Annotated in this window: 20 protein-coding genes and 1 pseudogene; 12 read left to right on the top strand and 9 right to left on the bottom strand. The window is 71.5% G+C overall.

All coding sequences use genetic code 11. The features are described from left to right. The 5 genes and pseudogenes from FE633_RS34575 to FE633_RS34555 form a co-directional block, all read left to right on the top strand. Positions 1–477: MrpF/PhaF family protein (locus FE633_RS34575; RefSeq protein WP_425473266.1), on the top strand; the 477-nt coding region annotated here is incomplete at its 5' end. Beyond that, on the top strand, positions 470–730 hold the full coding sequence (locus FE633_RS34570; protein ID WP_138049120.1) for a Na(+)/H(+) antiporter subunit B: 261 nt from the start codon (positions 470–472) through the stop codon (positions 728–730). The genes FE633_RS34575 and FE633_RS34570, both read left to right, overlap by 8 nt. 31 nt (positions 731–761) lie before the next feature. Next, a complete protein-coding gene (gene mbhE, locus FE633_RS34565; RefSeq protein ID WP_138049127.1) occupies positions 762–1,520 on the top strand; it encodes a hydrogen gas-evolving membrane-bound hydrogenase subunit E in 759 nt (252 codons plus the stop codon). 10 nt (positions 1,521–1,530) lie between these two features. Further along, complete coding sequence (locus FE633_RS34560) at positions 1,531–1,878, top strand: sodium:proton antiporter (protein ID WP_138049119.1); 348 nt, start codon at positions 1,531–1,533, stop codon at positions 1,876–1,878. After that, positions 1,878–3,647 (top strand): annotated as a pseudogene (locus FE633_RS34555) (complex I subunit 5 family protein). Before FE633_RS34560 ends, FE633_RS34555 begins: the two are co-directional and overlap by 1 nt. An 11-nt stretch (positions 3,648–3,658) precedes the next feature. On the opposite strand, the gene FE633_RS34550 reads toward FE633_RS34555, so the two are convergent. After that, positions 3,659–4,309 (bottom strand): DUF4230 domain-containing protein, encoded by a 651-nt coding sequence (locus FE633_RS34550; protein ID WP_138049118.1) that lies wholly within the window; start codon positions 4,307–4,309, stop codon positions 3,659–3,661. A gap of 143 nt (positions 4,310–4,452) precedes the next feature. Here FE633_RS34550 and FE633_RS34545 point away from each other — a divergent pair, with 143 nt between their 5' ends. After that, on the top strand, positions 4,453–5,646 hold the full coding sequence (locus FE633_RS34545) for a cytochrome P450 (protein WP_138049117.1): 1,194 nt from the start codon (positions 4,453–4,455) through the stop codon (positions 5,644–5,646). Between the two features lie 46 nt (positions 5,647–5,692). Here the strand turns inward: FE633_RS34545 and otr(A) are convergent, their stop codons facing one another. The 3 genes from otr(A) to FE633_RS34530 all read right to left on the bottom strand — a co-directional run bounded on the left by otr(A) (position 5,693) and on the right by FE633_RS34530 (position 8,787). Continuing rightward, complete coding sequence (gene otr(A) / locus FE633_RS34540) at positions 5,693–7,609, bottom strand: tetracycline resistance ribosomal protection protein Otr(A) (RefSeq protein WP_138049116.1); 1,917 nt, start codon at positions 7,607–7,609, stop codon at positions 5,693–5,695. 236 nt (positions 7,610–7,845) lie between these two features. After that, positions 7,846–8,238: an anti-sigma factor antagonist gene (locus FE633_RS34535; RefSeq protein WP_246113968.1), complete on the bottom strand. Its 393-nt coding sequence runs from the start codon at positions 8,236–8,238 to the stop codon at positions 7,846–7,848. Between the two features lie 120 nt (positions 8,239–8,358). Next, positions 8,359–8,787, bottom strand: coding sequence for a MarR family winged helix-turn-helix transcriptional regulator (locus FE633_RS34530; RefSeq protein WP_138049114.1), 429 nt, complete (start codon positions 8,785–8,787; stop codon positions 8,359–8,361). A gap of 106 nt (positions 8,788–8,893) precedes the next feature. Between FE633_RS34530 and FE633_RS34525 the strand changes: the two genes are divergently transcribed. Then, positions 8,894–10,351 carry an aldehyde dehydrogenase family protein gene (locus FE633_RS34525; RefSeq protein WP_138049113.1) on the top strand — a complete coding sequence of 486 codons (1,458 nt, stop codon included), beginning with the start codon at positions 8,894–8,896 and terminating at the stop codon, positions 10,349–10,351. A gap of 30 nt (positions 10,352–10,381) precedes the next feature. Beyond that, positions 10,382–11,491, top strand: coding sequence for an NAD(P)-dependent alcohol dehydrogenase (locus FE633_RS34520; RefSeq protein WP_138049112.1), 1,110 nt, complete (start codon positions 10,382–10,384; stop codon positions 11,489–11,491). Positions 11,492–11,535: 44 nt separating this feature from the next. Here FE633_RS34520 and FE633_RS34515 read toward each other — a convergent pair whose 3' ends face one another. From FE633_RS34515 to FE633_RS34500, 4 genes are all read right to left on the bottom strand, one after another. Then, positions 11,536–12,111 (bottom strand): TetR/AcrR family transcriptional regulator, encoded by a 576-nt coding sequence (locus tag FE633_RS34515; RefSeq protein ID WP_138049111.1) that lies wholly within the window; start codon positions 12,109–12,111, stop codon positions 11,536–11,538. Beyond that, complete coding sequence (locus FE633_RS34510; protein ID WP_138049110.1) at positions 12,108–12,470, bottom strand: DUF1304 domain-containing protein; 363 nt, start codon at positions 12,468–12,470, stop codon at positions 12,108–12,110. Before FE633_RS34510 ends, FE633_RS34515 begins: the two co-directional genes overlap by 4 nt. 179 nt (positions 12,471–12,649) lie before the next feature. Next, a complete protein-coding gene (locus tag FE633_RS34505) occupies positions 12,650–14,005 on the bottom strand; it encodes a PucR family transcriptional regulator (RefSeq protein WP_246113967.1) in 1,356 nt (451 codons plus the stop codon). Between the two features lie 102 nt (positions 14,006–14,107). Next, positions 14,108–15,931: an MFS transporter gene (locus tag FE633_RS34500; RefSeq protein WP_212747319.1), complete on the bottom strand. Its 1,824-nt coding sequence runs from the start codon at positions 15,929–15,931 to the stop codon at positions 14,108–14,110. A 213-nt stretch (positions 15,932–16,144) separates the two neighbouring features. Between FE633_RS34500 and FE633_RS34495 the strand changes: the two genes are divergently transcribed. From FE633_RS34495 to ccrA, 4 genes are read left to right on the top strand one after another with little or no spacing between them, the layout of a single operon-like run. Continuing rightward, positions 16,145–17,932, top strand: coding sequence for a fatty acyl-AMP ligase (locus FE633_RS34495; RefSeq protein ID WP_246113966.1), 1,788 nt, complete (start codon positions 16,145–16,147; stop codon positions 17,930–17,932). Next, positions 17,929–22,227, top strand: coding sequence for a type I polyketide synthase (locus FE633_RS34490; RefSeq protein ID WP_138049108.1), 4,299 nt, complete (start codon positions 17,929–17,931; stop codon positions 22,225–22,227). Before FE633_RS34495 ends, FE633_RS34490 begins: the two co-directional genes overlap by 4 nt. A gap of 13 nt (positions 22,228–22,240) precedes the next feature. Further along, a complete protein-coding gene (locus FE633_RS34485; protein WP_138049107.1) occupies positions 22,241–23,242 on the top strand; it encodes an alpha/beta hydrolase in 1,002 nt (333 codons plus the stop codon). 57 nt (positions 23,243–23,299) lie between these two features. Continuing rightward, positions 23,300–24,604 carry a crotonyl-CoA carboxylase/reductase gene (gene ccrA / locus FE633_RS34480; protein WP_138049106.1) on the top strand — a complete coding sequence of 435 codons (1,305 nt, stop codon included), beginning with the start codon at positions 23,300–23,302 and terminating at the stop codon, positions 24,602–24,604. Positions 24,605–24,663: 59 nt separating this feature from the next. Here the strand turns inward: ccrA and FE633_RS34475 are convergent, their stop codons facing one another. Next, on the bottom strand, positions 24,664–26,109 hold the full coding sequence (locus FE633_RS34475; RefSeq protein ID WP_138049105.1) for a cytochrome P450: 1,446 nt from the start codon (positions 26,107–26,109) through the stop codon (positions 24,664–24,666). Positions 26,110–26,447: the final 338 nt, after the last annotated feature.

The following is a 26,447-nucleotide window of genomic DNA, read 5'->3' as shown; positions in this document are numbered from 1 at the left end:
CCGGGCGGCGGGCGCGCGGTGAACGGCTGGACCGTCACGGCGACGGTCGCGCTGGCCGGGGGAGGCGCGGCGGCGGTGTGGGGCGTGGCCACGGGCCCGCTGCGGCGCCGGGTCGTGGCGCAGAACCTGTCCACCACGCTGGCCTGTCCCGCACTGCTCCTGCTCGCCCAGGGCTACCGCAGGCCGTCGTACGTCGATGTCGCCCTGGTCCTCGCCCTCCTGGGCCCCATCGGCACCCTCGTCTTCGCCCGGCTGCTCGCCGAGGACCTCTACGAGGACCCGCCCATCGGCCAGGCGCTCACCTGGGTGGCCGTGGCCTTCTGTGCGGCGGTCGTGTCGGCGGTGTGCGTGGCCACCGGGCCGGGACGGGCGATGGTGAAACTCCTGGTGACCGGCGCGCTGATGATCTGCGGCAGCCTCGTCGCGTCCCGGGCGTTGGCCCGCGGCATGCCCAAGGGCGGTGACCGCCATGAATGACGTGCTGATCGCCGTCACCCTGCTGCTGGTCGCCGCCACCGCGACCGCGGCCGTCGCCGCCCGCGATCCCGTACGTCAGGCTCTGGTCCTCGCGGTGCTCGGTGTCGCGCTGGCCCTGCTGTTCACCGTCCTCCAGGCCCCCGACGTAGCCCTGTCCCAACTCGCCGTCGGATCCGCCCTGACCCCGCTGTTGCTGCTGCTCTCGGTGCGCAAGGTGCGGCGCCGCGGTCAGCGGAAGGGGCGTACGGAGTGAAGAGGGCGTGCGGAGTTCAGGGGCGTACGAAGTGAGCCGGCGCGTACGGCTGTGGCTCCTCGCCCTCGGCGGTGCGGGCCTCGCCGCGCTCCTCTTCGCCGCATGCCTGGAACTGCCCGGCTTCGGCGGCGACCGGCACCCGTACGGGGAGCGGGCGGTGCGCGAGTCCCTCGCCCGGCACACCGCCAACGCGGTGTCGTCCGTCAACTTCGACCAGCGCGCCTTCGACACGATGGGCGAGATGACGATCCTCTTCGCGGCCGTCCTCGGCACCGTGGTGCTGCTCCGTCAGACCCGCGACGAACGCCGCGCGCAACCGGCACCCGCCCACGTCGCCCTTCCCGTACGCCGCTACGCGCTCATCGCCCTCCCCGTCGCCCTCCTCGTCGGCCTGTACGTCGTCGCCCACGGACAGCTCAGCCCCGGCGGCGGCTTCCAGGGCGGCGTGGTCGCCGCGACCGCCCTGCACCTGCTGTACCTCGGCGCCGACTACCGCGCCCTGGAACGGGTCCGGCCGGTCGGCCTGTACGAGGTCGGCGACGCCCTCGGGACGTCCGCGTACCTCGTCCTGGGCATCGCGGGCGTGCTGGCCGGCACCGCGTTCCTCGCCAACACACTGCTGCCGTACGGCACGTTCAACACGCTGTCGTCCGGCGGCACCGTCCCGCTGCTCAACGCGGCCGTGGGCATGGAGGTCGCCTGTGCGGCAGTCGTCCTGCTCGCCCGCTTCCTGGACCAGGCCGTCGAGATCGAAGAGAACGCCGTCGAAATCGAAGAGAGCGGGGAGTGAGCCGACCCTGATGTCCGTGCTGCCGTATCTCGTCGCCGTCTGGATCTTCCTGGCCGGCTGCTACGGCCTGGCCACCAGCCGCAACCTGATCCACGCCGTGGGCTGCCTGGCGGTGTGCCAGGCGTCGACCTACGTGCTGCTCATCGCCGTCGGGTACCGCGACGGCGCCACCGCCCCCGTCCACTCCGACATCGAGCCCGGTTCGCGGCCCCTGGTGGACCCCGTCGTCCAGGCCCTGGCCCTCACCGATGTGGTCGTGGGCGCCACCGTCACCGCCCTGCTGCTCGCCCTGTTCCTGCAGATCTCCAAACGTCACGGCACGGTCGACCCGGACGAACTCTCCGAACTGCGCGGCTGATGAGTCATCCGAGCCACCTGCTGCCGCTGCTCGTCGCCGGACCGCTCCTCGGCGCCGCCCTCCTCGTCGCCTGCGGCAGCCGACTGCCGCGCGCCGCGGCCGAGCCGGTGGGCTGCGTCGTCTCGGCGGCCACCGCGGCCCTGGCCATCCACCTTGCCCTCCAGTCCTAGCCGCCCCTGGTCGAGTGGGTGGGCGACTGGGTGCCCCGCGACGGCGTGAGCGTGGGCATCGTGCTCGTCGGGGACGGACCGGCCCTCGGTATGGCGGCGCTCGCCTCACTGCTCACTCTCGCGGCACTGGCGTACTCCTGGCGCTACTTCGACGAACCGCCGCGTCGCCACGCGGGTTCCTACCCGGCGCTCATGCTGCTCTTCCAGGGCGGCATGTGCGGCTTCGCGATCGCGGGGGACCTCTTCAACGCCTTCGTCTTCTTCGAGCTGATGAGCGTCGTCGCCTACGCCCTGACGGGCCACCGGGTCGAGGAGGCCAGGGCCGTGCAGGGCGCGCTGACCTTCGGCGTCGTCAACTCGCTCGGCGCGTACGCCCTGTTGATGGGCATCGTGCTGCTGTACGCGCGCACCGGGGAGCTCGCCATGACACAGATCGGGCGACGGCTCGACGCGTACGGCCCACCCGACGCGCTGGTCCTCGCGGCCTTCGTACTCGTGCTGACCGGGCTGCTCGTCAAGGCCGCGGCCGTGCCCTTCCACTTCTGGCTGCCGGACGCGCACGCGGTCGCGCCGACACCGGTGTGCATGCTGCTGTCGGGTGTGATGGTCGAGCTCGGCGTGTATGGCGTCTGGCGTGTGTACGGGGACGTCTTCGCGGGCCCGGGCGGCATCCCGGCGGCGGACCTGCACCGGGTGCTGCTCGTACTCGGCGTGCTGACGAGCGTGGTCGGCGCGGTCATGTGCTGGTACCAGCGGCACATCAAACGGCTGCTGGCGTATTCGACGGTCGCCCACACAGGGCTGTTCCTCATCGGCGTCGGCGTGCTCGCCCCGGCGTCGGACGGCGGTGTCGCGCTGTACATCCTCGGCCACGCCGGGGTGAAGGCCGCCCTCTTCGCCTGCACGGGCATCGTCCTCGACCGGTACGGCAGCGTCGACGAGCACGCGCTGCACGGGCGCGGCCGTGAGCTGCGCGGGGTCGCGGTGCTCTTCATCGTCGGTGGCCTGGGGCTGGCCGGGCTGCCGCCCTTCGGCACCGCGCTGGGCAAGGCGCTCACCGAGGAGGCGGCCGGGCCCGCGTTGACCGTGCTGTTCGTCATGGTGTCGACGGTGACGGCGGGCGCGGTGCTGCGGGTCGCCGCGCGGGTGTTCTTCGGCCTTGGCCCCCGGCCCGAGGAGCACGCCGCGTACGAGACGACCGGCGCCCGCGAGCGGCCCGAGACCCGGCGGCGGCTGAAGCGCGTGCCGGACACGATGACCACCGTCCCCGCGCTGCTGCTCGCCGCCTCGCTCGCCGTCGGCGTGGTGCCGGGTTTCGCCGCCGCCGTGGAGCACTCCGTGAGCGAGGCCGGATCCGCCGGGGCGTTCACCTCAGCTCACTGGACCCTGGCGGGAGTGCTCCTCGGTCTCACCTCGACCCTGCTGGCCGTGGCCCTCGCCGCCCTCGCCGTCACGCGACGGGAGGGGCTGCCCGGCGAGGCCTGGGCCGGACCGCTGCGACGCCTGCAGTCCGGGCACATCGGTGACTATGTCGCCTGGCTGCTTGCGGGCGCGGCCCTGCTGGGCGCACTGACCCTGCCGGGCGTGATCAACGGCTGAGGGCGGCTGCCTCACGAACCGTACGTCACGTGGACCTCCTTGAAACCCAGTGAGTGCAGCAGGCCTTCGAGCATGCCGGTGGTGTTCTCCTCGGCACGGGCCGTCAGTTGACTCTTCTTCGCGGCGTCCCCGATGTGGCGGGCCGCGAGCCGCTGTACGGCCCGTTCGTCGTTCGGGTTGTCCGAGAAGATGTCGCCGAGCCGGTCGAGCAGCCCGCGCTGTTTGGAGACGGCGTAGGAGTGGTCGGGGTCGAGCGCGGGCTTGCCCAGCGCGGCGTGCGGGAGCCTCAGCGTGGCCGACGTGCGGTCGTCGTTGACCGTCACGTCCTTGTCGCCGATCTTGCCGAGGTCCACATAGGCGTCCACGGTGCCGGCGCCCACGTACAGCGTGCGCGTGCCGCGCAGTGCGTCCGGCAGGAACCTGGCGTCCTTCTCCAGGTCCACCACCACCTGGAAGTTGCCGGAAGCGGCGTCGTAACGGCTGATGTCCTGGATCGACTTGAGGAGCGTGGGCCCCGACCGGTCGTGGGTGTCCTCGCGGAACACGTCGCGCAGCCCGGGCAGCAGACTCAGCCGCAGCCCGGCGAGGAGTACCACCAGTACGAGGAGTACCGCGCTCAGGATCTTCGCCCATCCGGGCAGGCGCTTCAGGGAAGTCGTCATGTCGACCGCCCTCCTTCCCATCTGCCGGATACCCCTCAATTGCCGTGCCAGACCGCATCGTTGGCCGAATGAACCGGTGACGGGGGTATTTGCGGCGCACTAGCGTGGGGACAGTCCCACCGGCGCGCCCAGGGGAGAACCGGATGACACCACACAGCACGTCCCGGCCCCTCGTCCCCATGCATCACATGAGCCTTCCCGAGTCCGGGCCGCCCCGTCGCGGCACACTCGCGACCGGCACACCCGTCTGGCTGATCAGCCGGCACGCCGACGTGCGCCAGGTGCTCATGGACCCCCGCTTCAACCGGAGTTCGCTGTACGGCGACGACCCGCCGCGCCTGCTCGCCGTACCGAACCTGCTGGACAATCCCGACGGCATGCTCAACCAGGACGGCCCGGCCCATCAGCGGCTGCGCCGGACGGTGCAACGGGCGTTCACACCACGGGCGATCGCACGCTGGCGGCCCTGGGTGGCCGGGGTGGTGGAGACGCTGCTCGACCGGTTCGCCGAGCAGCCCCAACCCGCTGACATCATCGAGGGGTTCACCCGCCCGCTGCCGGTGTCGGTGATCTGCCGTCTCATGGGCCTCGACCACGTGGACCGCGAGAGCATCCGCCACTGGTCCGATCACGCGCTCTCCGGCGGCGCGCACACGGCCGAGGAAGTCGGCCGCGCCATGCGGGAGTTCGGCGAGTTCGCCGCGCAGCTGATCGCCGAGCGTCGGGCCGCACCCGGTGACGACCTGGTCAGCGAGCTGGTGGCGGCCGGGGATGCGAGCCCCGGCGTCGACGATCCGCAACTGGTGCCCCTCGTCTGCGGGTTGGTCGTCGCGGGACATGAGACGACCATGACCGCGCTCGGCAACGCGGTCGTCTACCTCCTCACCGACGGCCGCGCCGCCTGGCAGGGCCTGGCGAAGGACGAGGCGGCCGCGGCCACCGCGGCCGAACAGTTGCTGCGTACGGTCCCGCTCAGCGAGGGACGCGTCCTGCCCGGACTGATCCGGCGGGCCGTCGAGGACGCGGAGATCGGCGGTGTGACGATCCCGGCGGGCAGCGTGGTCGCCCTCCAGACGAATGTCGCCAACCGCGACCCCCACGTCTACCCGCCGGGCCCGCCCGACCTCTCCGCCCCGCTCCCGACCCCCAGCGTGGTTTTCGGCGCCGGTCCCCACCACTGCCTCGGTGCCTGGCTCGCCCGCTTGGAACTCGAACTCGCCCTGCACCACCTCGCCGCCCGCTTCCCGCAGTTGAGCGCCGGTTTCACGCCCGACACCATCAGCTGGCGGGAGGGCCAGATGACACGCAGCCCGCTGCGGCTGCCCGTCACCTGGTGAGCCGAGTGCCGGCTGTCGCCGACCGGGGTGATCCAAACGGCACCTCCTAGCGCGACACCCGCAGCTCGCGGTCCCCCGACGGGCGTGACCACCAGACACCCTCGCCATGTGTGAGGCCCGGCAGCCGCAGCTCGACGTCGCGCACGTGCCGGGCCGGGAGCTCGCCCGTGACCAGCCATGCGGTGCGGCCCCCCGTCGTCTCCTTGAACTCCGAGCCGCACGCGGCGAGTCGGGCCGTGACCGGGGCGAGCGCGTCGAGCGGCAGCTCCGCCTCGAAGGCGTGGTACGGCTCGTACACCCGTGTCCCGGCCCGCTCCAGGGCGCGCCGCAGTACCACCGGCGTGAGTCCGCGGAAGTCGGCGGCCGTGCTGATCGGCGCACAGAAGCCCGAGCGGATCAACGTGACCCGGCAGTCCGTCACGGCCCAGCCGCTCAGGCCGCCTTCGAGCAGGGTCGCCTGGACCGTGTCCTCGATGGCCTGATGGAAGGCGCGCGGGAGAGCGCCGAGTTCGGTCTCGTACGTGAAGACCACGCCGGAGTCGCGCGGTCCCGGTGCGACGCGGAGCCCGATCGTCGCCCAGAACCCGGTGTGGCCATGCCGCTGGATCTCCTCGTACGCCTCACCGGTGCCGGCCGGGCGCTCCAGGTACCGGACCCGGCTCGGCTCGAACTCGGCCTCGATGCCGAAGTCCTGCGCGAGCGTCGCCGCCAGGACCTCCTTCTGGACCTCGCCGTACAGGAGCAGCGCCGTGCTGCCGGACGGCCCGGGCCTGGCGTGGATGAGCGGGTCCTGGTCGGCCAGGGTCAGCAGAGCGGATCGCAGCGGCGCCGACTGCGCGGGGTGCCGGGCGTGGACCAGGGTTTCCAGGGTCGGGGCGGCGAACTGCGGTGCGCGGTCGGGTGTTTCGCCGAGCCGGTCGCCGACGCGAATGCCGTGCGGGCCGGTCAGGGCGGCGATGTTGCCCGCGGTGAGCGGCCCTTCGCGCCCGACCACGTCCAGCCCGGTGACCCGGCCGGACACCTCCGTGGTGCGCCCGTCGGCCTCGCGCCGAAGAAACGTGAGCCGCTCACGTCGCGTCACTTCGCCCTCGAACAAGCGGAGATAAGCCGTCCGCTCGCCATTGGGTCCGGTCCGTACGGCGAAGACCGTGCCGCGCGGCTCGGCAACCTGATTCGCCTGGTTCACCTGGGGTGTCCGACTCATCCGCGTCGCTTGCGTCGCCTGCGCCGGGGGGATCAGCCGGGGCAGGGCTTCGACGAGTTCGCCCACGCCCTGGCCGCCGAGTGCGGAGCCGAAGAGGACAGGGTGTACGGAGCCGTCGGCGGTGCGCGCGGCGAGGGCGGCGCGCAGTGCGTCGCCGGTGGGCGGAGGGCCGTCCACGACCGCGGCGAGAATGCCCGGGTCGACCTCGGCCAGCGCCTCGGCCGTACGGGCGTCGTCCAGCGGGCACGGCAGGACGCGGGCGTGGGGGGTACCGATGTCGCGTACACCCGTGAGCGGCACGATGTGCGGGGTCAGCCTGTGCCGGATGTCGTCCAGCAGGTCCGCTTCCCGGGCGCCCGCGCGGTCGATCTTGTTGATGAACACGAGCGTGGGCAGGCGCAGCCGGCGCAGGGTCTTCATCAGGACCCGTGTCTGGGCCTGTACGCCCTCCACGGCGGACAGCAGCAGCACCGCGCCGTCCAGGACCTCCAGGGCACGCTCGACCTCCGCGATGAAGTCGGAGTGCCCGGGGGTGTCGATGAGGTTGATCTGCACGTCCCCTGCGGTGAAGGCGGCGACGGCCGAGCGGATGGTGATCCCGCGCTGCCGCTCGATCGCGCCGTCGTCCGTACGCGTGTCGCCGGAGTCGACGCTGCCGAGCCGGTGGATGGCGCCGGAGTCGAAGAGCAGCCGCTCGGTGAGGCTGGTCTTACCCGCGTCGACGTGCGCCAGGATGCCGATGTTCAGGGTGGTTCGCATGAGTGGTCGAGTCCTCGAGAACTGTCGTCCGGTGGGGGCGAAGGGTTCCGAGGAATCGGCGCATTCGGGGCTCCTGCGATCGGCGATGTGGGCGCGTTGGACGCCGGGCCATCATGGCGTGATCCGGGTACGCGGGCGCAAGCGAATTTCCCGGCCGCGGACGCCTTCCCGGCCGCGGACGCGGCGCGCGCAAACGGAGGCACCGAAGAGCCGGCGAAGGTATGCCGTAAAGAGGGTCAGACGGACTCGCAGGCGGACCCGGAGACGGCCTCGGACCGCTCCAGGGCCTCGTCCAGGGTCGACAGAGGAGGCAGGACCTCCGCGAGTCCGGTCACATCGAGGATGCGCAGGGTCAGCGGGTGAGCGCAGACCAGCTGCAGCCGCCCGTCCCGGGCGAGGACCCGGCGCCGGGCCCGGTACAGCAGACGCACGCCCGAGCAGTCGAAGAACTCGACGTGCCGCAGATCGAGCACGACCCGTGCTCCGGGGCGCCCCGTCGCCGCGTCCAGGAACGGGGTGATCTCCAGCGCCGCGATGATGTCGATCTCGCCGTGGAACGCCAGCACGAGATTCCCGCGCTCCCGGTGGACGCGCAGATGGGGTGTGAGGGGTTCGGATTCGTGGCTCACGACGACATCACCTCCTCCTCGTGGCTGGAGGCCACAAAACCCTTCCCCAGCCCGCGACTTACCCTCGATGAGGTGAATTTCAGCATGTTCGATTGACATATGTCTTCGATTTACGGGGTTCTACGACAGCGAGTGCCACGCCTTCGACAGGGCCAGGCGGAACTGGTCGGTCTGGTGCGCGGTGAGGTCGGAGACCATGCGCTCCTCGAGGTCCCGTACGGGTTCGGCGTGCCGCGCGAGCAGATCCCGGCCAGACTCGGTGAGAAGAATCAGTAGCTCTCGGCGGTTGCGAGGGTTGCGCTCGCGGCGCACCAGGCCCCGGCTCTCCAGCGCCCGGACCACATCGGCCACGGACTGCGCGGTGACGAACGAGTCGCGTGCCAGCTGCGCCGCGGACAGACCGTCGTGCCGCTCCAGGACGGTGAGCGAGGTGTACTGCAGCGCCGTGATTCCCGACGGTCTCAGCAGGTCGTCGAGATGGGAGCGCACGACGAGTTCCACCTGCTTGATCATGTACAGGAGTGAGGGGGACGTCTTGGTGCCGACCATGCGGGTCAGCGTAAGGCATTGACAGGAAACCTGTCTGTAATGAGACTGCGAACCAACAGGAATCCTGTTGGTTGAAATCTTAGCGACCAAGGCTGAGGAGTGGGCAATGACGACCACCTTCGAGAGCGGGCCCGGGCGGCTGTTCATCGGTGGACAGTGGCACGAGGCGGCCGACGGGGCACGCATGGACGTGATCGACCCGTCCACGGGTCAGGTGGTCACGACGGTCGCCGAGGCGGGCGCGGCCGACGTCGACGCCGCCGTACGGGCCGCGCGCGACGCCTTCGACAACGGCGCCTGGTCCGGGCTGAGCGGCCGCGAGCGCGGTCGGATCCTGCACCGCGTCGCCGAGCTGATACGTGAGAACGCGGACGAGATAGCCGCCCTGGAGAGCCGCGACGTCGGCAAGCCGATCACTCTGTGCCACGCCGTCGACGTGACGAACGCGGCCAACGACTACGAGTACTACGCCTCCCTCGCCTGGACACTGGACGGCGCCACCCGCGACATCCCTCTCAACGGCCTCGCCTATACCCGGAGTGGCCCGCTCGGCGTGGTCGCCGCGATCACGCCCTTCAACTTCCCGCTGATCCTCGCCGGATCGAAGATCGCCCCGGCGCTCGCGGCCGGCAACACGGTGGTGCACAAGCCCGCCGAGGAGACCCCGCTCAGCGCCCTCTACATGGCCAACCTGCTCAAGGAGGCCGGTGTCCCGGACGGCGTCTACAACGTCGTCACCGGTACGGGACCGGTCGCGGGCGAGGCCCTGCTGCGCAATCCCGGCGTCGACAAGATCGCCTTCACCGGCTCGACCGCGGTCGGCCGGCACGCCGCGAGCGTCGCCGGCGAGGGCCTGAAGCCGGTCACCATGGAGCTCGGTGGCAACGCGGCGCACATCGTCTTCGAGGACGCCGACGTCGAGAAGGCCATCGGCGCGATCATCAAGGGCTTCGTCTTCAACACGGGCCAGTTCTGCATGGGCGGCCCGCGCCTGCTGGTCGCGCGCCCGCTGTACGACACCGTGATCGGCATCCTCTCCCAGGCCGTGCCCGGCGTGCCCGTCGGTGACCCGCGGGAGGCCGAGACCGTCGTCGGGCCGATGGCGGGGGAGAGGCATCTGAAGAAGGTCGAGGAGTACGTCGAGCTGGCCCGCAAGGAGGGCGGCCGCGTGGTGTGCGGCGGTGAGCGTCTCGACCTGAACGGCGGCTTCTACTACAAGCCCACGGTCATCGCCGACCTCGGCAACGACTCCCGGGTCGTCCAGGAGGAGATCTTCGGCCCGGTCCTCACCGTGCAGCCCTTCGACTCCGAGGACGAGGCCGTCGAGATGGCCAACTCCACGCCGTACGGCCTGGCTTCGGGCCTCCAGACCACTGACCTCGCCCGCGCGCACCGCGTCGCCGACCGGCTCCAGGCCGGGATCGTCTGGGTCAACGAATGGGCGATGCTCGACCCCGCGGTCCCGTTCGGCGGGGTGAAGGCCTCCGGCTTCGGCCGGGAGTACGGGCCCGAGGCGCTCGCCTCGTACACCAAGGTCAAGTCCGTCGTCATCTCGCTCGACTGAGCGCACCCCCCCCGTAAAGGAGTTCAACTCATGTCCACCACCACTCGTGCCGCCGTGGTCGAGTCCGGGGGAGCGCCGTTCACGCTGTCCGCCGTCGAGCTCGACGAACCGCGCCCCGATGAGGTGCTCGTCCGGATGGTCGCCGCCGGGCTGTGCCACACCGATCTCGGTGTGGCCGGCGGCGGTCTGCCGTTCCCGTTGCCCGGAGTCCTCGGGCATGAGGGCGCGGGCGTCGTCGAGGCCGTCGGCTCGGGTGTCACCGGGATCGAGCCCGGCGATCACGTCGTGCTGTCCTTCACCTCCTGCGGTGACTGCAAGAACTGTCGCGACGGCCACCCGGCCTACTGCGCCAGCTGGCTGCCGCTGAACCTGCTCGGCGGGCGCCGGCCCGACGGCACCAGCACCATCAGCCGCGACGGCGAACCGCTCGGCGGACACTTCTTCGGCCAGTCCTCGTTCGCCGAGCGGGCGCTGGTGGACCAGCGAAGCCTGGTCAAGGTCGACCGCGACGTACCGCTGGAGTCCATCGCGCCGCTGGGCTGCGGAGTGCAGACCGGCGTGGGCGCGGTGTGGAACGTCCTCCAGCCCAAGACGGGGGACACGCTGGTGATCCTCGGTGCCGGCGCGGTCGGCCTGTCGGCGGTGATGGCCGCGGCGCTGACGCCCGCGACCACGGTGATCGCCGTCGACAAGGTGGCGGAACGGCTGGAGCTGGCCCGCGAACTGGGCGCCACCCACACCGTGAACGCCGGTGAGGGGGACATCCTCGAGGCGATCCAGATGATCACGGACGGGGCAGGGGCCGACGGGGTCGTGGAGACCACCGGAAGCGTCGCCGTCCTGCGCAAGGGTGTGGACGCGCTCGCTCTGCGCGGCACGGTGGTGATCGTCGGCGCGCCGCCGTTCGGTTCGGAGGTGTCTCTGGACGTCAACGGAATGCTCGGCGGCAAGCGGGTGGTCGGCCTGACGCTCGGCGACCACGAGACCCAGAACGCGATCCCGGCCCTGGTCAAGCTGGTCCGCGAGGGTCGGCTGCCGCTGGACAGGCTGATCAGCAAGTACGCGTTCGAGGACATCGGTCAGGCGGTGCAGGACATGGGCGCGGGCAAGGCGATCAAGCCGGTACTGACGTTCGGCTGACACTCCCCGGCCCGGCTGCCGTACCAGGCCGATGCCGCCGAGCGCTAACGCTCGGCGGCATCGGCCTGCGTGAAAGTCAGATTCAAGGTGACGAGCAGGCGCCACACCCGGTGCGCGATCTCCTCCGGGGTGGCCTCGATGAGTCCGTGCAGCCAGTCGGCGAGGACACCGGCGAACGTCGCGGCCACGGCCGAGGCGACGAGCGGCGCCTCGGGCGCACCGACGAGTTCACGCTCGGCCTGGCTGCGGGCGCGCAGGTCCTGATGCAGTACGCGGCCGAGCGGGCCCTGGCCCCCCGGGCTCATCAGGGCGCGGTAGAGCGGGGCGTGCGGGGGCAGACCCTCGAAGAACGCGAGCAGGGCGGGCGGCGCCGACCTGGGGTCGGGCCGGCCGCGCCAGGCGTGCAGGGCGTCCACGGCCTCGCGTACGACGTCGGCGCAGGCGTCGACCGCCAGCGCCTCCAGGTCGGCGTAGTGCAGATAGAACGTTGCCCGGCCGACCCCGGCCGCGCGCACCAGGGCCGCGACGCTGACCTCCGCGAGCGGGCGCCGCGCGCACGCGTCGAGGAGGGCGCGGCGCAGCTTGGCCCGCGTACGTTCGGCCCGGGGGTCGGGGGTCACTGGGCGGCGAGGACGGCGATCAGGGCCAGCGTGCCGGGCAGTGCCTGCGCGAAGAGGATGCGGCGGTTCGAGGTCACGGCGCCGTACACGCCCGCGACGATCACACACACCAGGAAGAAGACCTGCGCGCGGAAACCCGTCGGGTCCCCGGCTGTCAGCCCCCATACGAGCCCTGCCGCGAGGAACCCGTTGTAGAGCCCCTGGTTCGCGGCCATCACCGCGGTGGCCTTGGCCATCTCCGGCTCGAACCCGTGCAGTTTGCGCCCCGGCTCCCGCTCCCACAGAAACATCTCCATGACCAGGATGTACGCGTGCAGAGCGGCCACCAGACCGACCAACACGTTCGCGAGCGTTTCCATGACGAGGGGGCTCCTCTGAGGGGTGGGCGGGGCTGGAGGACAGCTTCGGGAGCGCCTCGCGCTTCCTGAGCGGCAAGTCCCGCGATTTCCTGGACGGTTGTCCAATATACATGGACAGATGTCCAGGAAATCCCGCCGCACTGTTCGCCGAGTGCGGCGAACGGGGGCGCGATCAGGTTCTACGAGCGCAAGGGCTTCGAGGCGCGCTCGCTCGCCTTGGGGCTGCCCCTGTGATGAGTGCCGGACGGCTCCCCGCGGGACTGCGCAGCCCGGCGCAGGTTGAGGGCCCGTAAGGCCAGCTGCATCTCGAACTGGACGCCGGAATCGTGGAGTTGATCCCCGAAGAGTTCGTCGAGCTGGCGCATGCGGTAGCGGACCGTCTGGGGGTGGACGGCCAGGCGGTGGGCGACCTCGCTGGCGTTGTGGCCGCACTCGAGCCAGCTGAGCAGTGTCTCGGCGAGGCGTTCGCGCTGCGGCGGGCGGATGCCGTCCAGCGGGCGCAGATGCCGGTTGGTCATCGCCTCCACCAGGGCCTCGTCGCGGAACAGCAGCAGCGTCGCCAGATGGTCCTGGCAGCGCACCATCTCCGTGTCCGCCAGGACACCCCGACGGGCCAGATCCAGCGCCTCGGCCGCCCAGCGCAGCGACCTCGCCCCCTCCTGGAGTGCGACGGCCGGCCCCATGGCGGCCCGCAGCCCGCGCAGCGCCCCGGAGACGGCACGTGCCCGCCCCGGACCCTCCGGATCGGGCACGACCAGCACGGCCGGCTGCACGTCGAACCGCGCGAGAAACCCGGGCGGCAGGATCGGCCGCGCCGCAGCGCCCCGCGCCCCGTGGCCGATGGCGACCACGGCCAGCCTGCGGGGCACCGACCACTGCGCGGTGCGCGCGAGATCGCTGATGGCCTCGGCCGACGCGGGCGGGTCCGCGGTCAGCAGATCGATCAGCCGGGTACGCCGCTGCTGCAGCTCACCGGCCGCGTGCAGCCGCGCCTCCGTGTAGCCCGCGGTCGTCGCGGCCGCCATCTCGTCGAGGTGCAGGAACAGCGCCTCACCGAACGCGGCCAGCACGTTGCGCGGCAGCAGCTCGGCGTCGACCAGCGCGTTGATCCGGCGCCAGGTCACCCGGGCGCCGAGGCGCAGGGCGCACTGGAAGGAGTCCAGGCTGCGCCCCTCGTCCGCCTCGCCGCGCCCGATGCGCTGGTACGTCGCCTTCACCGGCTCGCAGTCGGTGTCCGGCTTCGCCATCCGCTCCAGGAACCCCTGCAGCGCGTCCTGCACGCCCCGGTGCACCACCTGCAGGTATGTGTCGTCCGTCGGACGCGCGTACTCCGGGATCTGGGTTCTGATCGCCTGTACGACCTCTTCGGTGATGTTGTCGAAGAACGGCCTCAGTTGGTCGTGGAGACCCGAAGGGAACGCCTTGAACGGGCCGCCCGGCTCCTCGTCCGTCGCGGTGGGTCGGTCCGCGGTGCGTCCGTCCTCGGTCGCTGCGGCGTTCGCGGCCTCGCTCTCCAGGGTGCGGAATCCGTTCACGCAGCGGCTCCTTCTGCGCGCGGGAAGTGGGGCACGGTGACGATACCCGCACGGATTCTGCCGAGGGTCATGAGCGACTGACAGGGACGGGGGAGGAGTTTGTCACTTCATGACAAGGGGAGTCCTGCTCCGCGCCGGTGCTCGGCGCTGCCGGACCCAGCGGTTCCGGACCCGGCGATGGCGTCCCCGGCGGTGCAGCGTCACCAGCGTGACGAGAGCGCCCGCCAGTACGCAGCACGCCGCGAGCCGCAGCCCGATGTCGTACCCCTCGACGAACGCACTGCGCGGATCCGCACCGGACCGCAGCGCGGAGCGCTCACGCCGGGTGAGGACCACACCGACCAGCACCACCCCGAACACGCCCGAGACCTCGCGGGCCGCACTGACCAGCCCGGTCGCCATTCCCGTCCGGGCGTTGGGGACTTGAGCGAGGCAGCGCACCGTCAGCGGAGTGGTGAGCGCCGAACCCGCACCGATCAGCAACAACCCCGGCTGCAGCTCCCAGTAGCCGGCGTGCGCGCCCGTCCCCGAGACGTACAGCAGACCGGCAGCCACCACACCGAGCCCCGCCGCGATCGACACATGGGCGCCCAGCACCCGAGCCGCCCGCTCCGCCAGCGGCGTGCAGAGCAGCAGGGCGCCGGCCAGAGGCAGAAAGGCCAGCCCCGCCTTCGTCGGTGAGAAGCCGAGCACCCGCTGGAGGTAGAGGGCCGTGAAGAAGAAGACGCCGTTGACGCCGATGCCCCACAACACCTGCGCGATCACCCCGCCCATGAGGAACCGGTCGCGCAGCAGCCCGAGTTCGACGAGCGGTCGGGCTGACCGGGCCTCCACGACGAGGAACACACAGGCAGCGACCGCCGAGACCCCCAGGCACAGCGGAACGGGCGCGGCACCGAACCCATGCTCCCCACCACGCACCAGACCGTACGTCAGCAGATACAGCGCGACCACACAGAACAACACACCGGGCAGATCAAGCCCACGGCGCCGGGGCGCTGGCCCAGGTCCAAAGCCGGGCCCAGGCCCAGGCCCAGGCCCGGGGCCAGAGCCAGGTCCAGGGCCAGGCTCAGCCCCCGACCCGGCTTCAGCCTGGCGGGCGGTCTCACTGGCCCCAGTGGGGCTGAGCCCACGGTGCCGGGGCTTGGGCCCAGGCTGGCCAGCTTCTGCCCACGCCGGCGTCCCTGCTGCGGGCTCAGCGCTTGCCCCGGCCCTGGCATCAGACGCAGGCCCCGGTTCAGAGCCGGACCCGACCCGAGCCACAGCCCCGGGCTCAGCGCTGGCCCGTGCCCTGGCCTCAGACCCGGCCGCTGCCCCGGCCCCAGATCCTGCCGCGGTCTCGGCCCCAGCCCCAGTCCCAGTCCCCGTCGCCCTGGCGGGCACGGACGGGATGAGGAGCAGGGCTATCAGGCCGAAGGGCACGTTCAGTGCGAATACCCAGCCCCAGCTCCACTGTTGGGTGACGAAGCCGCCGACCACGGGGCCCAGGGCCAGTGCCACGGCGAGCGCCGCGGTCCACAGGCCGATGGCCATCGACCGCCGGCGGGCGGGGAGATCGGCGGCGACCACCGCCAGCGAGGCGGGGATGACCAGCGCGGCCCCGACCCCCTGCACGGTGCGGGCCGCGATCAGCGTGCCGCCGCTGTCCGCGAGGGAGGCCGCGGCCGACGCCGCCGTGAAGACCACGATCCCCACGGTCAGCACGGACCTGCGCCCGAACAGATCGGTCAGCCGCCCGCCGGGCAACAGCAGCGCGCCGAAACTCAGCACATAGCTGCTGGCCACCCACTCCAAGTCCGTGACGCTCAGACCCAGTTCACGCTGCACGGTCGGCAGGGCCACATTGATGACCGTGTTGTCGAGGGTCGTGATGAACCCGGTCAGCGTGAGCAGGAAAAGCAGTGCGAACAGCCGTGCACGTCCCACGAGTCGCTCCTTCCACCGTCGCTCGGATTGTGGGCGGCCAGAGCGCGCACTGGCTCTGGCCCACGGCATGGAATCGGCAGCCCGCTTTTGTCAAAGAACTGACAGAAAGCGGAAGGCGAACTGTCAGCACGTCGTCTAACCCATCGGTCACCCGGCGGCGGAACCTGGTGCACCGCCTCAACACGCGTCCCCATCCCCCTAGTTGGAGCCGCCATGACACCCGCCCAGCCAGCCGGCGACGCCACATCGACGCCGGAACTGATGACGGACCATCTGCGGCACTGGGCCCGGCAACGGCCCCAGCAACGCGCCTTCAGCCACGTCGACTTCGCCGACGGCGTTCCCTCGGGACGGCACCGCACCCTCGGCTGGAGCGCCCTCGACGCCCGCGCCAGGGCCGTCGCCGACCACCTCGCCACCGTCGCGTCGCCCGGCGAACGCGCCGCCCTGGTGATGCCCCAGGGGCTCGACTACGTGGCCGGGTTCCTGGGCTGCCTGTACGCCCGCGTGATCGCCGTCCCCCTCTTCGGCCCTCAACTCCCGGGCCATGAAGGAAGACTGGCGGCCGTCCTCGCGGACTGCGAACCCGCCTGTCTGCTCAGCGACACCACCACGACCCCGTACGTACGCTCCTTCGTACAGGGCCGTGACCTGCCGGACCTCCCGGTCGTCCCCGTCGATCGACTTCCCGACCGACTCCCCGGCCCGCACACGGGACCTGACGGCGCCGACGGCGCCGACGAACCGGGCCCGCGGCCCGAGCCGGACGACATCGCGTATCTCCAGTACACCTCCGGCTCCACCCGCAGCCCGGCCGGCGTGATGGTCAGTCACGCCAACGTCGTCGCCAACGCCCGCCAGGCCCTCGACGCGTTCGTCGCCGATCCGCGGACGACCACGACGGTCGGCTGGCTGCCGCTCTTCCACGACATGGGCCTCGTCCTCAGCATCGCCGCCCCCGTCGTCGGCGGTTTCCCGTCCGTCCTCATGGACCCCGTCGCGTTCCTCCAGGACCCCTCCCGCTGGCTGCGCCTCCTCGCCTCGTACGAGGGGACCGTAAGCGCCGCCCCGAACTTCGCGTACGACTACTGCGTGGCCCGCACCGATCCGGCGCTCGTCGACGAACTGAACCTGGACCGCGTACGGGTGCTCATCAACGGCAGCGAGCCGGTGCGAGCCGGGACGGTGGACCGCTTCCGCACGGCGTTCGCACCCGCCGGGCTCGACCCGGCCGCGCACTGTCCCGCGTACGGCCTGGCGGAGGCCACCGTGTTCGTGACCGCGGACACCCCGGGGGTACGGGCGGACTCCCCGGACCTGCCGCCCTCGAATGTCGCCTGCGACGCCGACGCCCTCGCGCAGGGACGCATCGAGGAGACGTCGGATGCGGCGGCGACCGTCCTCGTCTCCTGCGGGGCGCCGGTCGGGCAGGAGGTGCGGATCGTCGGCGCGGACGGCGCCGTGCTGCCGGAAGACCGGGTCGGCGAGATCCAGCTGCGCGGGCCGAACATCGGGCTCGGCTACTGGAAGCGCGCCGAACTCACCGCGGACACCTTCGGCTTCGGCCCGTCCGCGGACTGGCTGCGCACCGGCGATCTCGGTGCCCTGCACGGCGGGCGGCTCCTGGTCACCGGCCGGCTCAAGGACGTGATCATCGTGGACGGGCGCAACCACTATCCCCAGGACATCGAGGCGACCGTTCAGATGGCCGTCGCCCTGACCCGCCGCGACCGGCTCGCCGCGTTCGGCGTCACCCGCCCGGACCGCACGGGTGAGGAACTCGTCGTGGTCGCGGAGCATCGGCGGGACACCGAACCCACACCGGAGGACGCCTGGCAGGCCGAACGCACCGCACGCGCCACCGTCTCCGCACGCCACGGCCTGCGCCTCGGCACGCTGCTGCTCGTGCCGCCCGGCTCCGTGCCCCGTACGAGCAGCGGCAAGGTGTCCCGCTCGGCCACCCGTGCACGATTCCTGGAGGGAGGGTTCGGCGCCCGATGAGCGTGTCGCGTACGGAGATCCGGGCGCTGGTGGTGGAACGGCTTCACGCCTGGTACGGCCTTGACCCGGACGAGGTCCCCGACGACCTGCCCTTCGCGGAAACCGGGCTCACCTCGCGCGACGCGGTGGTGCTGACGGCCGCGCTGAGTGAGCTGACGGGCCGGCGGCTGCCGGACACGTTCCTGTGGGACGCGCCGACGGTCGATGCGGTGGTGGCACGGCTGGGGGAGAGCGCGATGCCGGGGGCGGCGGCCGCCGAAGTCCGCTCGCCGGGTGGGGCGGCCGAGGCCCGCCGGTCCCCGGACGGCAAAGACACCCCGGACGGCAAAGACACCCCGGACGGCAAAGACGCCCCCCACGGCGGTGACACCCCGGACGGCGTCGCATTCCCGATCGAACTCCGGGCGGCACCCCCGCCCGCACTCCCAGCCGCACCCACGACCCCCGTCGCCGTCATAGGCGTGGGCTGTCGCCTCCCCGGCGGTGTCGGCTCGCCCGCGGCGTACTGGCGGCTCCTCACCGAGGGCCGGGACGCCGTCGGCACGCTTCCGCCGGGGCGATGGGACCCCTACATGCCGGGCGGCCGAACCCGCGCCCCGCGGCTGCCGGACGACGTGAGCCGGCACGGCGGCTTCCTCGGCGACCTCGACGACATCGCGGGCTTCGACGCCGAGTTCTTCGGCATCGCCGCACACGAGGCCGCCGCCATGGACCCCCAGCACCGTATGCTCCTCGAAGTCACCCGTGAGGCCCTCGACCACGCCGCCCTCGGGGCACCCTCGCTCGCCGGCACCCGGACCGGCGTCTTCATCGGCATCAGCGGCAACGAATACGCCCACCTCGCCACCGCCGACCCCGGTGACGTGGACGCCTGGACGGCCACCGGCGCGGCCCTGAGCATCGCGGCGGGCCGCCTCTCGTACGCCCTCGATCTGCGCGGCCCCAGCATGTCCGTCGACACGGCGTGCTCGTCGTCGCTGGTCGCGGTGCATCACGCGGTCCGCAGTCTGGTGACGGGCGAGAGCGAGATCGCCCTCGCCGCCGGGGTGAACCTGCTGCTCAGTCCCGTGGTGACCCTCGGCCTCCAGCGCACGGGCGCCCTCTCCCCGGACGGCCGGTGCAAGGCCTTCGACGCGGAGGCCGACGGGATCGTACGCGGCGAGGGCTGCGGTGTCGTCGTACTGAAACGCCTCGCCGACGCCGAACGCGACGGCGACCGTGTCCTCGCGGTCATCCGCGCGACGGCCGTCAACTCCGACGGCCGCTCCAACGGGCTGACGGCCCCCAACGCCGAGGCCCAACGCGCCCTCCTCGCCGAGGCGCACGCCGAACCGACGACCATGGACTACGTCGAGGCCCACGGCACCGGCACCGCCCTCGGCGACCCCATCGAGGCGGGCGCCCTCGGCGCCGTGTTCGGCCGTGGGCGCCCCACGGATCAGCCCCTGCTGATCGGATCGGCCAAGACGAACCTCGGACACCTGGAGGCCGCGGCGGGCATCGCGGGCCTGATCAAGACGGTGCTGGCGCTGCACCACGGCGAGATCCCGGGCCAGCTGCACTTCACCCGCCAGGGGCCGCACGCCGACCTCGACGCGCTCGGCCTGCGCGTGGTCACCGCACCGGAACCCTGGCCCCGCTACTCGGGCACGGCGACCGCGGGCGTCTCGTCCTTCGGCTTCGGCGGGACGAACGCCCATGTCGTCCTCGCCGAACATGCGCCGGCCCGTCGGGCGAGCGATGCGCCGGAGCGTCCCCGGTTGCTCCTGCTCGACGGGCCGGTCAAGGAACGGGTGCGGTCGTACGCGGGTGAGCTCGCCGCCTGGCTGAACACCTCCGACGGCCGGCGCGTACGCGACGCCGATCTCGCCCGTACCCTCGCGGGCCGCGTCGGACGCGGCCGTCACCGCGCGGCCCTCGTCACCGGCGACCGCGCGGAGACCGTCACCGCGCTCACCCGCCTCGCCGCGGGCGACCCGTCCCCGCAACTCGTCACGGGGGAAGGCGTTCCGGGCGGTCCGGGCACGGTCTGGGTCTTCTCCGGCTACGGCTCGCAGTGGCCCGGAATGGGCCGCCGGCTCCTGGCCACGGAGGGGGAGTTCGCCATAGCCGTCGACCGGCTGGAACCGGTGCTGCGCGAACACGCGGGTGTCTCCCTGCGCGCCGGGCTCGACCCCGACGCCGACCTGTCGACCCCCGCCACCGTCATGCCCGTGCTGTACGGGATCCAGGTCGCCCTCGCCGAGCTGTGGCGCGCGTACGGACTCGAACCCGCCGCCGTCCTCGGTCACTCCCTGGGAGAGATCGCCGCAGCGGTCGTCTCCGGGGCGCTCGACGAGGCCACGGGTGCGCGGATCGTCGCCGTACGTTCCCGGCTGCTGGACCGTCTGACCGGCGGAGCCATGGCCGTCGTGGACCTTCCGGCCGCTGAAATCCCTCCGTTGGCAAAGGAGTTCCGCACACTCGACGTGGCCGTGCACGCCTCGCCGGTGCAGTGTGTGGTCACGGGCTCGGCCGAGGACGTCGCCCAGCTCGTCGCCCGGGTGAACGGCGACGGAGGCTTCGCCCGTGCGCTCGGCGTGTCCGCGGCCGGGCACTCGCCCCGAGTCGAGCCGTTGCTGGGGGAGTTCGCCGGCGAACTGGGCGAGATCCGGCACTGCGCGCCCCGCTGTCGCCGCTACTCCACCGTGCTCGGCGATCCTCGCGACGCCGCGCCCGTCGACACGGCGTACTGGACGGCCAATCTGCGCAACCCCGTGCGCTTCACACAGGCCGTGCGCGCGGCGGCCGAGGACGGCCACCGAGTCTTCGTCGAAGTGGCCCCGCACGCGACGCAGTTGCATCCACTGACGGAAACGCTTCGCGAGGCCGGCGCCGAGGACTCACTGATCGTCCCCACCCTGCGCCGCGGCACCGACGACGCGCTCACCTTCCGCACCTCGCTGGCCACTCTGCTCGTGCACGGCGTGGGGGCGGACCGGCCACGGGAGCGTCTGCACCCGGAGGGCCGCATCATGGACGTCCCGCCGCCCCGCTGGCGACACCGCCGGTTCTGGGTGGGGGAGCGGACGGCGCCGGATCCCGCCCCGGCTCCCGCCGGGCCCCGGGGGCATGGCGGGACTCCCGTGGAGCGGCTCCGGCTGTGCGTGGCCGGAGTGATGGGGCACAGCCCCGAACGCATCGACCCCGACACGCCGTTGACCGACCTGGGCCTGGACTCTCTCACGGCCGTGCGGATACGGGCCGTCGTGGAGCGGGAGTTCGACGTGGTGGTCGAGCCGGGAGTGCTGCTGAAACAGGGCACCCTGCGGGGGGTCGCCAAGCTGCTGGACGCGACAGAGAACCCCACGGCGGCAGAGAACCCCACGGCGGCAGAGATCCCCACGGCGGCAGAAATCGCCACGGCGGGCGAGAGTCTCACGGCGGCAGAGATCCCCACGGCGAGAGAGGCCCTGGCCGTGGACCCGGGCGTTGCCGCAAGTGAGGTGCCCAACGCCCCCGACGGCCTGCGCACGTTCCGTGGCACCGGCCCCCGCACCCCCCTCTACCTGGCCCACGCCGCGGGCGGGTCCGCCGACGTCTACGGCCGGCTCGCCGCACGCCTCGACGGCGAGCGCCCGGTGTACGGCTTCGACCGGCAGCGGGACCCCGACGCCGTGCGGGGACGGGCGGCCGAGTTCGCCCGGCGCATACGGCGGACGAGCCCCGACGGTCCCTGGGTGGTGGGCGGTTGGTCCTACGGCGGTGTCGTGGCCCAGGAGGCCGCCCGGCTCCTGGGCCGGCACGGCACCGTCGCAGCCCTGGTCCTGCTCGACTCGGTCCTGCCGCTGCCGACGAGGCTGAGCGCCACCGATCTGGCACTCCGCCACTTCCATGGCTTCGCCGCGTACGTGGGACGCACGTACGGCACCCGGCTCGACCTGCCGTACGAGGAACTCGCCGGACTCGACGACGCGGACCGCATCGACCTCGTCATCAAGGTGCTGCGGGAGACCGTCGATCTGCCCGACTCCGTGCTGGAGCATCAGCGGACCTCGTATCTGGATCTGCGTGACGGTGAGCGCCACACACCCGGGCCCTACGTCGGCCGCACGCTGCTGTACCGGGCGAGCGAGCCCGCCCCGCACACGGTCCGCGACCCCCGCTACGAGCGCGACGACGCGACGCTCGGCTGGGACGCCCACTGCACCGACCTCACCGTCGTCCCGCTGCCCGGCCACCATCTGTCGCTGCTCGACCCCCCGGTCGTCGACGAACTGGCCGCACTGCTGAAACACGATCTGCGGGACTCCTGAAGGGACCTCACTCATGTCACACAAACGGCGTCCAAGGCGCAGGTGTGCCACCGTCCTCGCCGTCACCACCTCCTTGCTGGGCACGGGAGTCGTGCTCGCCGTACCCTCGTCGGCCGCACCCGTGGCGGCGACCGTCAGAGCCGACGAAGGTGCCACGGTCGTGGCGGAGAAGTGGCTGGACGCCCGCACCGTCGACCTCACGGTCGACTCCCCGGCGGTCGGTGCCTCACTGCCGGTCCGCGTGATCCTGCCGACCGGCTACGCCGCGCACCCGGACCGCACCTGGCCCGTCCTCTATCTGCTCCAGGGTGCCCACGACGACTACACGTCCTGGACCCGGGAGACGGACGTCGTCGACTTCCTGGCGGACAAGGACGTCCTCACCGTGATGCCGGCCTCGGGACCCACCGGAATTCCCACCGACTGGTGGAACTACGGCAGCCCCGCCGCACCGGACTACGAGACGTTCCAAGTGGACGAGCTGATGGCGGTGTTGCGGCAGAAGTTCAGGGCGGGAACGCAGCGCGCCGTCGCGGGCGTCTCCACCGGTGGCTACGGAGCCCTCGCCTTCGCGGCACGGCACCCCGGTACTTTCGGCGCGGCGGCCTCGTACAGCGGGATCCTCGACACCACCGCCCCGGGCATGCCCACCGTGCTCAACGCGATCGTCGCGCGCGAGAATCTGCTGCCGCTGACCCTGTGGGGCAACCTGCTGCTCAACCGGGACAACTGGACCCGCCACAACCCCTACGCGCAGGCACGCCATCTCAGGGGCACCAAGCTGTACGTCTCCCAGGGCAGCGGTCTGCCCAACGGTGACCCCGGCAACCTCGAGGGCGCGCTTCTCGAAGGCACGCTCTGGTCCCAGGCACAACGGTTCACGCGGCAGTTGGAGGCTCTGGGCATCCCGGCCCAAGTGCACTTCTACAGCGGAGGAGTGCACGACTGGCCTTACTGGCGGCAGGAGTTCAAGGCTTCATGGCCGACGCTCGCAGCGGGCCTCGGGCTGAAGTGACCTCACAAGTCCGATCCGACCGCACAAGTCTCAGCCGACCCCACTAGGAGGAACCCCATGGATGCTCTGGCCGAGGCCGTCGTGGCGGGAGCCGCCCCCGCCGACCTGGAGCGGCTGCCCTTGCCCGGTGACTTCACCGCCGCCCATCTGCGGGCGGAGGACGTGGACAACTTCACCGGAGTCGAGGACAAGGATGTCCGCAAGTCCATCCACATCGGCTCCGTGCCGATGCCCGAACTCGCCCCGAACGAGGTGCTGGTGGCCGTCATGGCGAGCGGCATCAACTACAACACCGTCTGGTCGGCGATGTTCGAGCCCATTCCGACCTTCAGCTTCCTGAAGCACTTCGGCCGCCAGGACCGCTGGGCGGCCCGGCACGACCAGCCCTTCCATGTCATCGGATCGGACGCGTCCGGCGTCGTCGTCCGCACCGGTTCGGGTGTCCGCAAATGGAGGGTCGGCGACCAGGTCGTGGTGAGCCCCGTGTACGTCGACGAGGAGGACCCGGCGACCTACGCCGACGGCATGCTGGGCACGGGCATGCTGGCGTGGGGCTTCGAGACCAACTACGGCGGGCTGGCCCACTACTGCGTGGCGCGAACCAGCCAACTCATGCCCAAACCGGCCCACTTGAGCTGGGAGGAGGCGGCCTCGAACCCGCTGTGCGCGGGCACGGCGTACCGCATGCTGGTGAGTGACCGGGGCGCCCGCATGACGCAGGGCGACGTGGTGCTGATCTGGGGGGCGGCGGGTGGCCTCGGGGCGTACGCGGTGCAGCTCGTACGCAACGGCGGTGGGATCGCCGTCGGGGTCGTGAGCAGCGAGCGGAAGGCGGAGTACGCCCGCCGTCTGGGCTGTCACGTGGTCATCGACCGGGCGGAGATCGGCCTCACCGGCAGCGAGGCGCCCGCCGATCCCACCGTGGTCGGCAAGCGGCTCGGCAAACGGATCAGGGCCGCGACGGGGGAGGACCCGCACATCGTGTTCGAGCACGTCGGCCGGGCCACGTTCGGCGTCTCCGTCTTCGTCGTACGCCGCGGTGGCGCGGTGGTGACCTGCGGCTCCAGTACCGGCTATCAGCACGAGTTCGACAACCGCTACCTCTGGATGCGCCTCAAACGGGTGATCGGCAGCCACGGCTCCAACCTCCATGAGCAGTCCGCCGTCGGCCGTCTCCTCGACCTCGGCCACCTCAAGCCCGCGCTCACCGCGACCTACCCGCTGCCCGCCACGGCCGAGGCCGCCCGCCTGGTCCAGAACAATGACCATCTGGGCAAGATCGGTGTCCTCTCCCTGGCCCCGGGCCCCGGCCTCGGTGTCAGCGACCCGGAACGGAGGGAGGTGCTCGCGGCCCGGGCCTGAGCACCTCCCGGTACCGGCGTGCGGCAGTCCCCCGACCCGGGCCCGGCGCATGCCCGGCATCAGACGGACTGCTCCGCCTTCCTCGGCGTCCGCAGCCGCGGTGTCATCGTGAGCTTGTCCGGCTTGACCGTGACGATGGCCTGCGGACGCGGGGGAGCGGAGGCGAGAGTCAGGCGCCAGCGCTGGACGATGGTGGCCAGGACGATGAGGAGTTCGTTCCAGGCGAACTCCTCCCCGATGCACTTGCGGCGCCCGTCACCGAAGGCGAGGAACGAGAAGCGGTTGATGTTCTTGCCGCGCTCCGGCCCCCAGCGGTCCGGATCGAAGGCCGCGGGGTCGGCGTACTCCTCGGGATCGTGCTGGTGGATGTAGGGGCTGTAGACGACGTCCGCGCCCTTGGGTATCGGGTGTCCGTCCAGTACGACCGCGCGTGTGGTGGACCGTGTGACGAGCCAGGCCGGGCCGTACATGCGCATGGCTTCCTTGAGGATGCTGCGCATGTACGGCAGGGAGCTCAGGTCCTGCTGGCGCAGCGGCCGGTCGCCGCACACGGCGTCGAGCTCGTCGTGCAGCCGCCGCTCGATCTCCGCGTTCCGGCTGATCTCGTACAGGGCCCAGGCGAGTGTCGTACCCGTGGTCTCGATGGCGCCGGTGAGGAGCGTGATCGCCTCGTCCTGAAGCTGTTGGCGTGAGAGGGGGCCCGTCTCGGGGTCGTCGGCGGTGAGGAGGGTGGAGAAGAGGCCGCCTTCGGACGAGCCTTCGGACGAGCTGTCCCGGTGCGCGGGGCAGCCGGCGGGCGGCTCGGCCGACGAGTCCGGCTGCGCGGCCAGTTGGGCACGGTGATGGTCGATCGCCTGGTCGATGAGTGTCCGCAGGCGCGCGACCCGCTGCTCGTGCGCGCGGTTCGCGGGTAGCGGGAGCTTCGTCACCCAGCCCGGCAGGATGGTCTGCCGGATCGTGCCCCGCATGATCGCCGGCATCAGAGTCCGGAACTCCTCCTCGACATGGTCCGGCAGGCCCGAACCGAAGAGTGCGACGAGGAAGGTCGACAGCGTCAGGTCGTTCATGTCCTCGTACGTGTCTCGCGCGACCCCCTCCGCCCACGCCTCGGTCGCCGCACGAACGTGGCTGATCATGACATCGCCCCGGGTGGCGATGTGCGCTTTGCCGAACATCGGCTGCATCAGCCGACGGTGCTTCAGGTGCAGGTCGCCGTCGGCGATCGTGGCGAGCCCGTCGCCGAAGAACACCCGCAGCGCATCAATGATCTTGCCGCCCTTGGCGAACGCGTCGACCTCCGTCACCAGCACACGTCGCGTGACGGACGGATCGGTGACCACATAGGCGGCGGTGGGGCCGATCAGGATCTTGACGACGCTGCCCTGCTTGCGCAGCGAGTCCATGAACTCCAGGGGGCGTCTGGCCAGTTGGTGCCCATGTCCGATCAAGGGAAGGCGACCGGGCGCGGTGGGAGCCGCAGCGGGGGTACCCGATATGCCACTCATCGGCACATCTCCTCAGGGTCAACTCGGGGTTGGGGCGATCATGAAATGCATGCCCATGCCCTCCATGGCGTATCCGCTGTTTGTGTCAAACCGTCGTGAACGGTTCGGGCAATGAGTGAAGGGATTTGTCGACTTCAACGTCCCGGGCCCGGAGTGTGGCAAAACCTTCAACTATGTGGCCGGTGAGGTTGATGATCGCCAGATCAAACCCGATAAGGTTCCGTGTGGCGCGGCGAGTTGGCGCGATGGTGATCGGTTGTCGCTCGTTGCCCACGCGTGCCTGTCGCGGGGGAGACCCGCCCGCGACGAGTGCGGCCACGACCCCCTACCCCCTCTAT

Source organism: Streptomyces montanus (assembly GCF_005786655.1).
Lineage (GTDB): Bacteria > Actinomycetota > Actinomycetes > Streptomycetales > Streptomycetaceae > Streptomyces > Streptomyces sporangiiformans.
This window is presented reverse-complemented; position numbering and strand designations above follow the sequence as displayed.